Source organism: Mesorhizobium sp. M0778 (assembly GCF_040320105.1).
Classification (GTDB): Bacteria; Pseudomonadota; Alphaproteobacteria; order Rhizobiales; family Rhizobiaceae; genus Mesorhizobium.
This window is the reverse complement of the sequence record NZ_JAMYPA010000006.1, coordinates 36,407-49,356: the sequence shown is the minus strand read 5'-3', so window position 1 is coordinate 49,356 and position 12,950 is coordinate 36,407. Positions and strand designations below refer to the sequence as shown.

Here is a 12,950-nt window from a genome sequence, read left to right as displayed (position 1 = left end):
CGAGAGGGCAAGGACATGCCGATCGAAATTCTCATGCCCGCCCTCTCGCCGACCATGGAAGAGGGTAATGTTTCCAAGTGGTTGAAGAAAGAAGGCGACAAAGTCGCAGCCGGTGACGCCATTGCCGAGATCGAAACCGACAAGGCAACGATGGAAGTCGAAGCCGTCGATGAAGGCACACTTGCCAAGATCGTGGTTCCTGCCGGCACCGAAGGCGTCAAGGTCAACACGCTGATCGCTGTGCTGGCCCTCGATGGCGAAGACATCGACGAGGCGGGCGAAGGCATTGGCGAGGAGGCTGTCGAGTCGCAAGCGGCAGCGCCCGCGGCTGCTCCGGCCCCCGCGGCTGCTCCGGCCCCCGCTGCTGCTCCGGCCAAGAGCGAAGCGGCAACACCTGTTGCCGCCGCGCCCAAGCTGGAAATTGCCGCCGATCCGGACATCCCGGCCGGCACCGAAATGGTCTCGACCACGGTGCGTGAAGCGTTGCGCGACGCAATGGCGGAGGAAATGCGCCGCGACGGCGACGTCTTCGTCATGGGCGAGGAAGTCGCCGAGTACCAGGGCGCCTACAAGATCACACAAGGCCTGTTGCAGGAATTCGGTCCGAGACGCGTGGTCGACACGCCGATCACCGAGCACGGCTTTGCCGGCGTTGGTGTTGGCGCGGCGATGGCCGGCCTGAAGCCGATCGTCGAATTCATGACCTTCAACTTCGCCATGCAGGCGATCGACCAGATCATCAATTCAGCCGCCAAGACGCTCTACATGTCCGGCGGCCAGATGGGCGCCCCGATCGTCTTTCGCGGCCCGAACGGCGCTGCTGCCCGCGTCGCCGCGCAGCATTCGCAGTGCTATGCCGCCTGGTACAGCCATATTCCTGGATTGAAGGTGGTGATGCCTTATACCGCCGCCGACGCCAAGGGTCTGCTCAAGGCGGCGATCCGCGATCCGAACCCGGTCATCTTCCTCGAAAACGAAATCCTTTACGGCCACTCCTTCGACGTGCCGAAGATGGACGATTTCGTGTTGCCGATCGGCAAGGCGCGCATTCACAAATCCGGCAAGGACGTGACCATCGTCTCGTTCGGCATCGGCATGACCTACGCGATCAAGGCGGAGGCGGAGTTGCGCGGCATGGGCATCGATGCCGAGATCATCGACTTGCGCACTATCCGCCCGCTCGACTTCGACACGATCATCGCCTCGGTCAAAAAGACCAATCGCCTGGTGGTGGTCGAGGAAGGCTTTCCGCAGAACTCGGTCGGCGACCATATCGCCAATCAGGTCTCACAGCGCGCCTTCGATTTCCTCGACGCACCGGTCATTACCATTGCCGGCAAGGACGTGCCGATGCCCTATGCGGCGAACCTCGAAAAGCTGGCGCTGCCCAATGTCGGCGAGGTCGTCGAGGCGGTCAAAGCCGTCACGTATCGCTGAGCAGGGCGGGAGGACAAAATGCCGATCAACATCACCATGCCGGCGCTGTCGCCCACGATGGAAGAGGGCAATCTTTCCAAGTGGTTGGTCAAGGAAGGCGACAAGGTTTCGCCGGGCGACGTGATTGCCGAAATCGAGACCGACAAGGCAACGATGGAAGTCGAAGCCGTCGACGAAGGCACGGTTGCCAAGCTGGTGGTTCCGGCCGGCACTGAAGGCGTCAAGGTCAATGCGCTGATCGCGGTGCTGGCGGCGGAGGGCGAGGATGCTGCTTCTGCCGCCAAAAGCGGTGATGGCGCTGCGCCGGCAAAGGCTGAGGCGAAGCAGGAAAAAGCGCCAATCTCCCCACCCGTGGGGGAGATGTCGACGAAGTCGACAGAGGGGGGCGCTGTCCCTCCTGCCGCAGGGAGCGAGGCGCCCCCCTCTGGCCTGCCGGCCATCTCCCCCACACGGGGGGAGATCAGCCAATCCGCGAACGGCCGCATCTTCGCCTCGCCGCTGGCCCGCCGCATCGCCAAGGAAGCCGGTGTCGATGTGTCGGCGGTGACGGGCTCCGGCCCGCATGGTCGCGTGGTCAGGGCCGATGTCGAGGCCGCAATTTCCAGTGGCGGCGCCAAGGCGGCACCAGCAGCAAAAGCAGCGGCCGCCGGTGCTCCGGCACCTGCGGCAGCAGCACCCAAGCCAATGTCCGACGAGCAGGTGCTCAAACTGTTTGCCGAAGGCTCCTACGAGCTGGTCCCCCACGACAATATGCGCAAGACAATTGCGCGGCGGCTGGTCGAGGCCAAGACCACCATCCCGCATTTCTATCTGACGCTCGACTGCGAGCTCGACGCACTTCTGGCCCTGCGCACGCAGATCAATGCGGCCGCCCCGGTGAAGAAGACCGAGAAGGGGGAAACGCCGGCCTATAAGCTTTCCGTCAATGACATGGTCATCAAGGCTCTGGCCATGGCGCTGATGGCGGTGCCGGATGCCAATGCGTCGTGGACAGAAAACGCCATGGTCAAGCACAAGCATGCCGATGTCGGTGTTGCAGTGTCGATCCCCGGCGGCTTGATCACGCCAATCATCCGGCGTGCCGACGAAAAGACGCTGTCCGTTATCTCCAACGAGATGAAGGATCTTGCCGGCCGCGCCCGCAGCCGCAAGCTGAAGCCGGAAGAATATCAGGGCGGCACCACGGCAGTGTCCAATCTCGGCATGTTCGGCATCAAGGATTTTTCTGCCGTCATCAACCCACCGCATGCGACGATCCTGGCGGTCGGCGCCGGAGAGCAACGCGCGGTGGTCAAGAACGGCGAGATCAAGATCGCCACGATCATGTCGGTGACGTTGTCGACCGATCACCGCGCCGTCGACGGTGCGCTCGGCGCCGAGCTGCTCGTCGCCTTCAAACGCATGGTCGAAAACCCGATGGGCATGCTGGTCTAAGAGAAGGGAACAGGGCGGTGCGGAAATTCTTCACCAGCCTTTTTGCCTTCTTTCTTTCCGGTTTGGCCGGCGGATTGGTGGCGCAGTGGCTCGCCGTCGCAACCAATGCCGACGTAGAGTACATCCTTGTGTTTATGATCTCGGCTCTCGTCACCGTCCTCGTGACGGTCGCGTTCTTCATCGCACAATTCATGTCGGACCCACGACGGGCAACAAAGCTGACGGCGACCATAGGGGTAGCGTTTTTTGTGCTCGTTGGAGTTTCCCTGATCGGCTGGACTTTCTCCCAGCCCCCAGGCAAGAGCCAATGGTCGGGCGATCTTCCCATAGTCGCGGGTCTCGTCCTGCCGGGCATCGCTACGGTGCTGGTCCAGTGGCTTTTCGTGCGCTGGCGATTGGCGCGCTCGCAACCAGGTTTCGGCGGGGCAGGCACATGAAGACGGTCCTCTGCTACGGCGATTCGCTTACTTGGGGCTATGACGCGGCAAACCTCGGCCGACATCCGCTGGAAGATCGCTGGCCGAGCGTGCTGCAGGCGGCATTGGGCAGCGGCGTCGAGGTCATCGCCGAAGGCCTGAATGGCCGAACCACCGCCTTCGACGATCACTTGGCCGGAGCGGACCGCAATGGCGCAAGGCTGTTGCCAACGATCCTGACGACTCATGCGCCGATCGATTTGATCGTCATCATGCTCGGCGCCAACGATATGAAGCCGTGGATTCACGGCAATCCGGTCGCGGCCAAACAAGGCGTGCAACGCCTGATCGATATTGTGCGCGGTCATGATTACCCGTTCGATTGGCCGGCGCCGCAGATCCTGATCGTCGCGCCGCCCGTAGTCAGCCGCACGGAAAACGCCGAGTTCAAAGAAATGTTCGCCGGCGGAGATGACGCGTCAAAGCGGCTGGCGCCGCAATATTCCGCCCTTGCCGACGAGGCCGGCTGCGGCTTCTTCAATGCGGGCGCGGTGGCCGAAACGACGCCGCTCGACGGCGTCCACCTCGACGCGGAAAACACGCGGAATATCGGGCAGGCGCTGGCGCCGCTCGTGCGTGTCATGCTGGAATTGTGAAGGAGAAAAGCCGTGGCTGAGAACTACGACGTCATCATCATCGGCTCCGGCCCCGGCGGCTATGTCACTGCAGTGCGTTCGGCGCAGCTTGGCTTCAAGACGGCGATTGTCGAGCGCGAGCACTTGGGCGGCATCTGCCTCAACTGGGGCTGCATTCCGACCAAAGCGCTGCTGCGCTCGGCCGAGATCATGCACTATTCGGATCATCTGAAGGATTACGGCCTGAAGATCGACGGCAAGGTCAGCGTCGACACCGCCGCCGTCGTCGATCGCTCGCGAAAGGTCTCGCTGCGGCTCAACGGCGGCGTCGGCTTCCTGATGAAGAAGAACAAGGTCGACGTCATCTGGGGCGAAGCCAAACTGACGAAACCCGGCGAGATCGTCGTGTCGAAATCGTCGAAGAAGCCGATGGAGCCGCAGCCGCCGGCGCCAAAGGGCGTCAAGGGCGAGGGCACCTACACCGCCAAGCACATCATCCTGGCGACCGGAGCCAGGCCGCGCGCACTGCCCGGCATCGAGCCGGACGGCAAGTTGATCTGGACCTATTTCGAGGCGATGGTGCCAAAAGAGATGCCGAAATCGCTGCTGGTGATGGGCTCGGGCGCCATCGGCATCGAGTTCGCCTCGTTCTACCGCACCATGGGCGCGGAGGTGACGGTGGTCGAACTGCTGCCGGCCGTGATGCCGGTCGAGGACGCCGAAGTGTCGAAGTTTGCGCAAAAGCAGTTCGAGAAGCAGGGCATGAAGATCATCCTCGATGCCAAGGTGACCAAGGTCGAGAAGGGCGCCAATTCGGTCACCGCGCATGTCGAGATGAAGGACGGCAAGGTCGAGAAGATCACCGCCGACCGCATGATTTCAGCCGTCGGGGTACAGGGCAATATCGAAAATCTCGGCCTCGAGGCGCTCGGCGTGAAGACCGAACGCGGTTGCATCGTCGTCGACGGCTACGGCAAGACCAACGTGCCCGGCATCTATGCCATCGGCGATGTCGCCGGACCGCCGATGCTCGCCCACAAGGCCGAGCATGAGGGCGTGGTGTGTGTGGAAAAGATTGCCAATTTCGCCGGCGTGCATGCCATCGACAAGCTGAAGATCCCGGGCTGCACCTATTGCAATCCGCAAGTCGCCTCGGTCGGACTGACGGAAGCCAAAGCGAAAGCCGATGGCAAGGACATCCGCGTCGGCCGCTTCCAGTTCGCCGCAAACGGCAAGGCGATTGCGCTGGGCGAAGACCAAGGCTTCGTCAAGACCATTTTCGACAAGAAGACCGGCCAGTTGCTGGGTGCCCACATGGTTGGCGCAGAAGTAACCGAACTGATCCAGGGCTTCGTCGTGGCTATGAACCTGGAAACCACCGAGGAAGAGCTGATGCACACAATCTTCCCGCACCCGACGCTGTCGGAGATGATGAAGGAGAGTGTTCTCGACGCCTATGGCCGTGCGCTGAACGCATGATAAATTGGCTGCGCGAGACTCACACATGTATGTCAAGGAACTCGACGGCAAGGTAATTCGTTTCCGGATGCATTCATCACCACAGGAGAGGGCATATGGACGTGAACGGCGTGGGCTGGGTAGCAGCCATCATCATCGGCGGTTTGGCAGGCTGGTTTGCCGAGATGTTCATGAAGAGCAACACCGGCATCTTGATGAACATCATTCTTGGCATCGTCGGCGCGATCGTGCTGAATGCCATCCTGCAGGCGCTCAACATCGGCGCCTTCGGCGCCGGCTGGATCGCCTATCTGATCACCGGTTTCATTGGTGCCTGCCTGCTGATCTGGGTAGGACGCATGGTGCGCCGTTAATTGCTGAACTCATGCCATGCGAAAACGGCTGTGGCGGCATGCGCCGCCGCGGCCTTTTTCTTTGCAGCGAAAAGTCCTAGATGACTTGGGAAAGCGAACGTCGGACAGGCGATCGCGAATGAACCGGATTTCATATGGTCACCGTCCTCGACACGATCGCCAATGCGCCGCGCCTGCGGCATCCCGAAAAGGCGCACAAGCCCGACCAGGATGTGCTGCGCAAGCCCGACTGGATCCGCGTCAAGGCGCCGATGTCGAAAGGCTATGCCGAGACGCGCGAGATCGTGAAGTCGCATAAGCTGGTGACGGTGTGCGAAGAGGCCGGTTGCCCCAACATCGGCGAGTGCTGGGAAAAGAAGCACGCCACCTTCATGATCATGGGCGAGATCTGCACGCGCGCCTGCGCGTTCTGCAACGTGGCTACCGGTATACCGACCGCACTCGATCCCGACGAGCCGGCGCGCGTCGCACACGCCGTCAAGCAAATGGGCCTAAGCCATGTCGTCATCACCTCAGTCGACCGCGACGATCTCGCCGATGGCGGAGCTCAGCACTTTGCCGAGGTCATCCGCACCATCCGGGCGGCAACGCCTCTGACGACGATCGAAATCCTGACGCCCGACTTCCTGCGCAAGGACGGCGCACTGGAGATCGTCGTGGCGGCCAAGCCCGACGTTTTCAACCATAATCTCGAGACCGTGCCGTCGAACTATCTGACGGTTCGGCCGGGTGCGCGCTATTTCCACTCGATCAGGCTCTTGCAGCGAGTCAAGGAACTCGACCCCTCGATCTTCACCAAGTCCGGCATCATGGTTGGCCTTGGCGAGGAGCGGAACGAAATCCTGCAACTGATGGACGATCTGCGTTCGGCCAATGTCGACTTCATGACCATCGGCCAATATCTTCAGCCGTCGAAGAAGCACCATCCGGTGATCCGCTTTGTCACACCGGAGGAGTTCAAGTCTTTCGAGACGATCGGCCGGACCAAGGGCTTCCTGCTGGTGGCGTCGAGCCCGCTGACGCGCTCGTCGCACCATGCCGGCGACGATTTCGCCAGGTTGCGCGCGGCGCGCGAAGCGTTTCTCAGGAAGTCCGCCTAACAAACTGGTTTCATGCCACAATTCGAAGCCCATCGCCGCGTCGCGCATACGCCTGAACAGATGTTCGCTCTGGTCGCGGATATCGAATCCTATCCGCAATTCCTGCCGCTTTGCGAGGCACTTACGGTTCGTTCGCGCAAGGAACGCGACGGACGCACGCTGCTCATCGCCGACATGAGCATTGGCTACAAGGCGATCCGCGAGACTTTCACCACGCAGGTGCTGCTGAAGCCTGACGAGAACGCCATCGACGTCAAATATATCGACGGCCCGTTCAAATATCTGAGCAATGTCTGGCGCTTCGACCCGGCGGACGGTGGTGGTTGCAACGTCTGCTTCTTTATCGACTATGAGTTCAAGAGCCGCATTTTGGGTGCGCTCATGGGAACCATGTTCGACCGCGCCTTCCGCATGTTCTCCGAGGCGTTCGAGAAACGCGCCGAAATCATCTACGGCACGCCATCGGCGGCCTGATCCGCAGCGAGCGCGCGCAGACCCAGTTCAAGCGCATGCCGGACCGTCTCCCGGCGGATGAAATCACGGCCCTTGTCGCCGAACAGCTGGCATTCGCTGACCACCGGTCGGCCAGCCACGGCAACGCCGAACCAGACCAGGCCGACAGGTTTTTCCGCTGAGCCACCGCCCGGACCGGCGATGCCGGTCACCGCGAGCGCAAGACCGGCGCGCGAATGGGCCAAGGCGCCGGCCGCCATCTCCACCGCAGTCTCGCGCGAGACTGCGCCGTTCGCCTCGAGTGTAGCGGCCGAGACGCCGAGCATCTCGGTCTTGGCCTGGTTGGAATAGGTGATGAAGCCGCGATCGACCACAGTGGAAGAGCCGGCAATGTCGGTCAGCGTGGCGATGATCATGCCGCCGGTGCAGCTCTCGGCCGTCGCCAGCATGATGCCGCGCTGCTGGCAGGCCTGAAGCAGGGCATCTGCGAGATCGCTATTGCTCATTCGGGGACATCCCCTGGAAACACAACGCTGGCGGTCGCGATGGCCGCTATGCCTTCCTCACGGCCGACGAAGCCGAGCTTCTCATTGGTTGTCGCCTTGATCGAGATGCGGTCGCGCGAAATTCGCAACATTGCGGAAAGCGTTTCGGTCATGGCCTCGCGATGCGGGCCGACGCGCGGCGCCTCGCAAACCAATGTGATGTCGGCGTTGGCGATGCGCCCGCCGCGCTCGCGCACCAGCTTCGCCGCGTGTTCGACGAAGATGCGTGAAGCGGCCCCTTTCCACTGCGGGTCGGAGGGCGGGAAATGCGTGCCGATGTCACCGGCGCCGCAGGTGGCGAGCAGGGCGTCGGTCAAGGCGTGGAGACCGACATCGGCATCCGAATGGCCGGACAATTTCCTGTCGTGCGGAATAGCGACACCGCACAGGGTGACATGGTCGCCGGGCTCGAAGGCATGGACGTCGTAGCCGTTGCCGGTTCGGATGTCCGGAAAACGTGAGGCGCTGGAAAGCCGCTGATCCGCCATCGCAATATCCCGTGCCCAGGTCAGTTTGACATTGTCCGGCGAGCCGGGAACGATCTTCACCGGAATATGCGCCCATTCGGCGATTGCCGCATCGTCGGTGAAATCCGCCTTGCCCAATTGATGAGCCTTTTCGTGCGCGGCCAGGATCGGCCAGAACGGAAAGCCTTGTGGTGTCTGTGCGGCATGGAGCCCGGCCCTGGACACTGTTTCGCCGCTCATGCCTTCGGCCGTTTCGCGCTTCAGCGTATCGGCAACGGGCAAAGCAGGCAGCGCTCCCTGGCGCTCTTCAATGGCGGCGATCGTGCGATCTATCAGTTCCGCATCGACAAACGGCCGAGCCGCATCATGGATCAGGACCCGGCCCGGCGCATGGCTTCTCAACGCCAGCAGTCCAAGCCGGACGGACTCCTGCCGTGACGTACCGCCGATCACAGCGACGACACGGTCGGCGTTCGCGCCGGCGGCGCGGCGGAAAAGCGCGCCGTCTTCGGCATGGATAGCAACGACGACAGGTCCAATTTTCGGATGCGTCAGAAAGGCGTCGAGCGTGCGTGCGATAACGGCGCCGCCGCCAATCTGCTGGTACTGCTTCGGCCCATTGGCCTGCCCCGCGCGCGCGCCGCGCCCGGCAGCAACGATGACCACGGCGACCTTGTCGTCGGCAGCTGGCTTTTCGCTGACATGTCTCATGCCGAGACGCTTAGCGCATGATCCTGAAAAGTGGTATCGCTTTCACAAGACCTAGGATTGATGCCGTCCGGCGATCCATATTTTTCCCAAATGCGCCTTAATGTCACGACATTGCGCGTTGCACATTGCCGTCGTTCTGGCTAGAGAATGTGCAGCAATCGAAGGTGCTTGGTTTTTGTGCATGCCTGATGTGACCAAATTGGCTTCGCCGCTGGAGGTGGGTGGCGTGAGAATCCGCAACCGCGTGTTTCTCGCGCCGATGTCGGGCATTACCGACGAACCGTTCCGGCAGCGCGCCCATGCGCATGGCGCCGGGCTGGTTGTATCGGAAATGGTGGCGAGCGGCGAGCTTGCAAAGGGCAGGGCTGGCTCGGGCCTGCGCATCCGTCATTCCGGGCTGCCTGTCCACATGGTCCAGCTTGCCGGCCGCGACGCGGTGCACATGGCCGAGGGCGCACGAATCGCAGCCGGCGAAGGCGCCGACATCATCGACATCAACATGGGCTGTCCGGCCAAGAAGGTGACGGGCGGCTATGCCGGTTCGGCACTGATGCGAGACCTCGACCACGCGCTGTCGCTGATCGAAGCGGTAGTCGGCGCGGTCGACGTGCCGGTCACGGTCAAGATGCGGCTTGGCTGGGACGAGAGCGCGCTCAACGCGCCGATGCTGGCGCGACGCGCCGAGCAGGCCGGCGTCAGGATGGTGACGGTGCACGGCCGAACACGTTGCCAGTTCTATCAGGGCAAGGCCGACTGGCGTGCCATCGCACGCGTCAAGCAGGCCGTCTCCATCCCTGTGGTTGCCAATGGCGATGTCGGCTCGCCGGCAGAGGCAGCCTTGATCCTCGACCAGTCCGGCGCCGACGCGGTGATGATCGGCCGTGCGCACTATGGCGCGCCGTGGACTGCCGGCAGCATTGTAGCGGCCGCGCTGGCCAAGCCAGTATCCGGCATGCCGGACAGCCCGCAAGCGCTGACCGACTACGTCATTGCCCATTACGAAGACATGCTGACGCTCTATGGCGTCGAAAGCGGATTGCGCAAGGCGCGCAAGCATCTCGGCTGGTATCTCGACCGCCATGCCGTCACAAGCGATGACTGGCGCAAGGCCATCCTCACGTCTTTCGAGCCTGGGCGGGTCATTGCCTTGCTGCGCGACATGTTTTCAAGCGCTCCCGAAGCGCCGAATCTGCGGAGTGCGGCATGAACGCCACCGTCACACAGAGCACGGACATGGCGGACGCCGCGCATATTGTGCTCAACACAATTCGTCGGCCGGTGATCATGGTCGATCCGCAAGGCTTCATCACCTTCGCCAATGCCGATGCCGAGGATTTTTTCCGCTCGAGCGCCACGATGCTCGCCCGCAACACGCTGCACAAGCTCATTCCTTTCGGCAGTCCGCTGCTGACGCTTGTCGACCAGGTGCGCGAGCGCCGTGCGCCGGTGAACGAATACCGGGTGGACGTGTCGTCGCCGCGTCTCGGCATCGAGAAGGTGGTCGATCTCTACGTCGCGCCGGTGACGGAATTTCCAGGCTCCGTCGTGGTGATGTTCCAGGAACGCTCAATGGCCGACAAGATCGACCGGCAGATGACGCATCGCGGTGCGGCGCGCTCGGTCACCGGCCTTGCCGCGATGCTTGCCCATGAGATCAAGAACCCGCTGTCCGGCATTCGTGGCGCCGCGCAGCTGCTAGAACTGTCGGCGTCCGATGAGGATCGCGCGCTGACGCGTTTGATCACCGACGAGACCGACCGCATTGTCTCGCTGGTCGACCGCATGGAGGTGTTTTCGGACGAGCGGCCGATCGACCGCTACCCCGTCAACATCCATGTCGTGCTCGACCATGTCAAAGCAATCGCCAAGAACGGTTTTGCCAAGCGGATCAAGATATTAGAGGACTATGATCCATCATTGCCTCCGGTTTTTGCCAATCGCGACCAGCTCATCCAGGTGTTCCTCAATCTGGTAAAAAATGCCGCCGAGGCGATCGGCAGCGATCCGCAGGGCGAGATCATGCTGTCGACTGCCTTCCGCCCGGGCATCCGTGTTTCCGTGCCCGGAACGCAGGACCGGGTGTCGCTGCCATTGGAATTCTGCGTGCGCGACAACGGTTCGGGTGTCTCCGAGGATATCCTGCCGATCCTGTTCGATCCCTTCATCACCACCAAGCCGAACGGCTCCGGTCTCGGTCTGGCGCTGGTCGCAAAGATCGTCGGCGAGCATGGCGGCATCATTGAATGCGAATCGACGCCGCGCGGGACCACCTTCCGCATCCTGATGCCGGCGTGGAAAGAAACCCAGTTTGCCGACGACGACGGTGAAGGAGACCGCAAATGACCATTCGCGGCAATATTCTCGTCGCCGACGACGATGCGGCCATCCGCACTGTCCTCAACCAGGCGCTTTCGCGCGTCGGTCACGACGTGCGCGTCACCTCCAATGCCTCGACGCTGTGGCGCTGGGTGGCCGCGGGCGAGGGGGATCTGGTCATCACCGACGTTGTCATGCCTGACGAGAACGCCTTCGACATGCTACCGCGCATCAAGAAGGCGCGACCGGAACTGCCGGTCATCGTCATGAGTGCGCAGAACACGTTCATGACGGCGATCCGGGCCTCCGAAACCGGAGCCTATGAATATCTGCCAAAACCGTTCGACCTGACGGAGCTGCTCAACATCGTCAATCGGGCGCTTTCCGAGCCGCGGCGGCCCAAGATCGATACGCGTGCCGACGAGCCGCCTGAAACGATGCCGCTGGTCGGCCGCTCGGCGGCCATGCAGGACATCTACCGCATGCTGGCGCGGATGATGCAGACCGACCTGACGGTAATGATCTCAGGCGAATCGGGTACCGGCAAGGAACTGGTGGCGCGCGCGCTGCATGAATATGGCCGTCGTCGTGGTGGCCCCTTCGTCGCGATCAACATGGCGGCGATCCCGCGCGACCTGATCGAATCGGAACTATTCGGGCACGAGAAGGGCGCCTTTACCGGCGCACAGAGCCGCTCCACTGGCCGTTTCGAGCAGGCCGAAGGCGGCACGCTGTTCCTCGACGAGATCGGCGATATGCCGATGGAAGCGCAGACGCGGCTTCTGCGTGTGTTGCAGCAGGGCGAATACACCACGGTCGGCGGCCGCACGCCGATCAAGACCGACGTGCGCATCGTCGCTGCCACCAACAAGGACCTGCGCACGCTGATCAATCAGGGGCTTTTCCGCGAGGACCTGTTCTACCGCTTGAACGTTGTGCCGCTCAGGCTGCCGGCGCTGCGCGAGCGATCGGAGGACATTCCGGACCTCGTCCGGCACTTCTTCAAGCTCGGCGCCAGTGAAGGCCTGCAGACCAAGCGCATTTCCACCGGCGGCATCGAGCTGATGAAGCGCTACCCATGGCCTGGCAACGTGCGCGAACTCGAAAACCTCATCCGCAGGCTGGCTGCACTGTATTCGCAGGACGAGATATCCGCCGAGATCATCGAGGCGGAGTTGAAGACTGGCGAAAGGCCTGTCGTTCCAGGTGGCGGCAACCTCATTCCCGACGACCTTTCCATCGGCCAGGCGGTGGAGCATTTCCTGCAGCGCTATTTTGCCTCGTTTGCCGGCGACTTGCCGCCGGCCGGCCTCTATCAGCGAATCCTCTCCGAGGTCGAGTATCCACTGGTCCTCGCCTCTATGACTGCAACGCGCGGCAACCAGATCAAGGCCGCCGAACTGCTAGGACTCAACCGCAACACGCTGCGCAAGAAGATTCGCGAACTCGGCGTCAACGTCTACAAATCCTCCAGGCAGGTCTAGACGAACCCCTTACGAGCGCTTTCCGGGGGATCGATCGCCGAAAGATTTCCGTCTCGGCCACACTTGTTGCATAATCGCCACAATGCGTTGCATACATCCGACGCAATCACTGGCTCTAGA

General features: G+C 62.2%; 13 protein-coding genes. 11 read left to right on the top strand and 2 right to left on the bottom strand.

All coding sequences use genetic code 11. From position 1 onward, the window contains the following. Window positions 1–15: 15 nt before the first annotated feature. The 8 genes from NKI22_RS10475 (at window position 16) to NKI22_RS10440 (ending at window position 7,328) form a co-directional block, all read left to right on the top strand. Window positions 16–1,437, top strand: coding sequence for a pyruvate dehydrogenase complex E1 component subunit beta (locus NKI22_RS10475; protein ID WP_352482537.1), 1,422 nt, complete (start codon window positions 16–18; stop codon window positions 1,435–1,437). Between the two features lie 18 nt (window positions 1,438–1,455). Next, on the top strand, window positions 1,456–2,871 hold the full coding sequence (locus tag NKI22_RS10470) for a pyruvate dehydrogenase complex dihydrolipoamide acetyltransferase (RefSeq protein WP_023717564.1): 1,416 nt from the start codon (window positions 1,456–1,458) through the stop codon (window positions 2,869–2,871). 17 nt (window positions 2,872–2,888) lie between these two features. Beyond that, window positions 2,889–3,308, top strand: coding sequence for a hypothetical protein (locus NKI22_RS10465; protein ID WP_023717565.1), 420 nt, complete (start codon window positions 2,889–2,891; stop codon window positions 3,306–3,308). After that, complete coding sequence (locus NKI22_RS10460) at window positions 3,305–3,943, top strand: SGNH/GDSL hydrolase family protein (protein ID WP_352641860.1); 639 nt, start codon at window positions 3,305–3,307, stop codon at window positions 3,941–3,943. The genes NKI22_RS10465 and NKI22_RS10460 overlap by 4 nt, the downstream gene beginning before the upstream one ends. Window positions 3,944–3,955: 12 nt before the next feature. Continuing rightward, a complete protein-coding gene (lpdA, locus tag NKI22_RS10455) occupies window positions 3,956–5,401 on the top strand; it encodes a dihydrolipoyl dehydrogenase (RefSeq protein WP_352496542.1) in 1,446 nt (481 codons plus the stop codon). 95 nt (window positions 5,402–5,496) lie between these two features. Then, on the top strand, window positions 5,497–5,754 hold the full coding sequence (locus NKI22_RS10450) for a GlsB/YeaQ/YmgE family stress response membrane protein (RefSeq protein WP_023717568.1): 258 nt from the start codon (window positions 5,497–5,499) through the stop codon (window positions 5,752–5,754). 134 nt (window positions 5,755–5,888) lie between these two features. Then, the gene (gene lipA / locus NKI22_RS10445) at window positions 5,889–6,854 is read left to right on the top strand and encodes a lipoyl synthase (RefSeq protein WP_352815366.1); all 966 of its coding nucleotides are present in this window, start codon (window positions 5,889–5,891) and stop codon (window positions 6,852–6,854) included. Window positions 6,855–6,866: 12 nt separating this feature from the next. Beyond that, window positions 6,867–7,328 carry a type II toxin-antitoxin system RatA family toxin gene (locus tag NKI22_RS10440; protein ID WP_023717571.1) on the top strand — a complete coding sequence of 154 codons (462 nt, stop codon included), beginning with the start codon at window positions 6,867–6,869 and terminating at the stop codon, window positions 7,326–7,328. Here the strand turns inward: NKI22_RS10440 and NKI22_RS10435 are convergent. Continuing rightward, window positions 7,304–7,813, bottom strand: a complete 510-nt coding sequence (locus tag NKI22_RS10435; RefSeq protein ID WP_023717572.1) for a CinA family protein — start codon at window positions 7,811–7,813, stop codon at window positions 7,304–7,306. The genes NKI22_RS10440 and NKI22_RS10435 overlap by 25 nt on opposite strands. Beyond that, the gene (locus tag NKI22_RS10430; RefSeq protein WP_023717573.1) at window positions 7,810–9,030 is read right to left on the bottom strand and encodes a bifunctional 2-C-methyl-D-erythritol 4-phosphate cytidylyltransferase/2-C-methyl-D-erythritol 2,4-cyclodiphosphate synthase; all 1,221 of its coding nucleotides are present in this window, start codon (window positions 9,028–9,030) and stop codon (window positions 7,810–7,812) included. Before NKI22_RS10430 ends, NKI22_RS10435 begins: the two co-directional genes overlap by 4 nt. A gap of 181 nt (window positions 9,031–9,211) precedes the next feature. On the opposite strand from NKI22_RS10430, the gene dusB reads away from it, so the two are divergent. From dusB to ntrC, 3 genes are read left to right on the top strand one after another with little or no spacing between them, the layout of a single operon-like run. Continuing rightward, window positions 9,212–10,237, top strand: coding sequence for a tRNA dihydrouridine synthase DusB (dusB, locus tag NKI22_RS10425; protein WP_352815364.1), 1,026 nt, complete (start codon window positions 9,212–9,214; stop codon window positions 10,235–10,237). Continuing rightward, window positions 10,234–11,373, top strand: a complete 1,140-nt coding sequence (locus NKI22_RS10420; RefSeq protein ID WP_352496544.1) for a two-component system sensor histidine kinase NtrB — start codon at window positions 10,234–10,236, stop codon at window positions 11,371–11,373. Before dusB ends, NKI22_RS10420 begins: the two co-directional genes overlap by 4 nt. Further along, window positions 11,370–12,830, top strand: a complete 1,461-nt coding sequence (gene ntrC, locus NKI22_RS10415) for a nitrogen regulation protein NR(I) (protein ID WP_023717576.1) — start codon at window positions 11,370–11,372, stop codon at window positions 12,828–12,830. The genes NKI22_RS10420 and ntrC overlap by 4 nt, the downstream gene beginning before the upstream one ends. Window positions 12,831–12,950: the final 120 nt, after the last annotated feature.

Bases quoted from the DNA above. Each gene is read 5' to 3' on its own strand.
- NKI22_RS10475 (WP_352482537.1), top strand. From the start codon at position 16: ATGCCGATCGAAATTCTCATGCCCGCCCTCTCGCCGACCATGGAAGAG.
- NKI22_RS10470 (WP_023717564.1), top strand. From the start codon at position 1,456: ATGCCGATCAACATCACCATGCCGGCGCTGTCGCCCACGATGGAAGAG.
- NKI22_RS10460 (WP_352641860.1), top strand. From the start codon at position 3,305: ATGAAGACGGTCCTCTGCTACGGCGATTCGCTTACTTGGGGCTATGAC.
- NKI22_RS10450 (WP_023717568.1), top strand. From the start codon at position 5,497: ATGGACGTGAACGGCGTGGGCTGGGTAGCAGCCATCATCATCGGCGGT.
- lipA (WP_352815366.1), top strand. From the start codon at position 5,889: ATGGTCACCGTCCTCGACACGATCGCCAATGCGCCGCGCCTGCGGCAT.
- NKI22_RS10440 (WP_023717571.1), top strand. From the start codon at position 6,867: ATGCCACAATTCGAAGCCCATCGCCGCGTCGCGCATACGCCTGAACAG.
- NKI22_RS10435 (WP_023717572.1), bottom strand. From the start codon at position 7,813: ATGAGCAATAGCGATCTCGCAGATGCCCTGCTTCAGGCCTGCCAGCAG.
- NKI22_RS10430 (WP_023717573.1), bottom strand. From the start codon at position 9,030: ATGAGACATGTCAGCGAAAAGCCAGCTGCCGACGACAAGGTCGCCGTG.
- dusB (WP_352815364.1), top strand. From the start codon at position 9,212: ATGCCTGATGTGACCAAATTGGCTTCGCCGCTGGAGGTGGGTGGCGTG.
- NKI22_RS10420 (WP_352496544.1), top strand. From the start codon at position 10,234: ATGAACGCCACCGTCACACAGAGCACGGACATGGCGGACGCCGCGCAT.
- ntrC (WP_023717576.1), top strand. From the start codon at position 11,370: ATGACCATTCGCGGCAATATTCTCGTCGCCGACGACGATGCGGCCATC.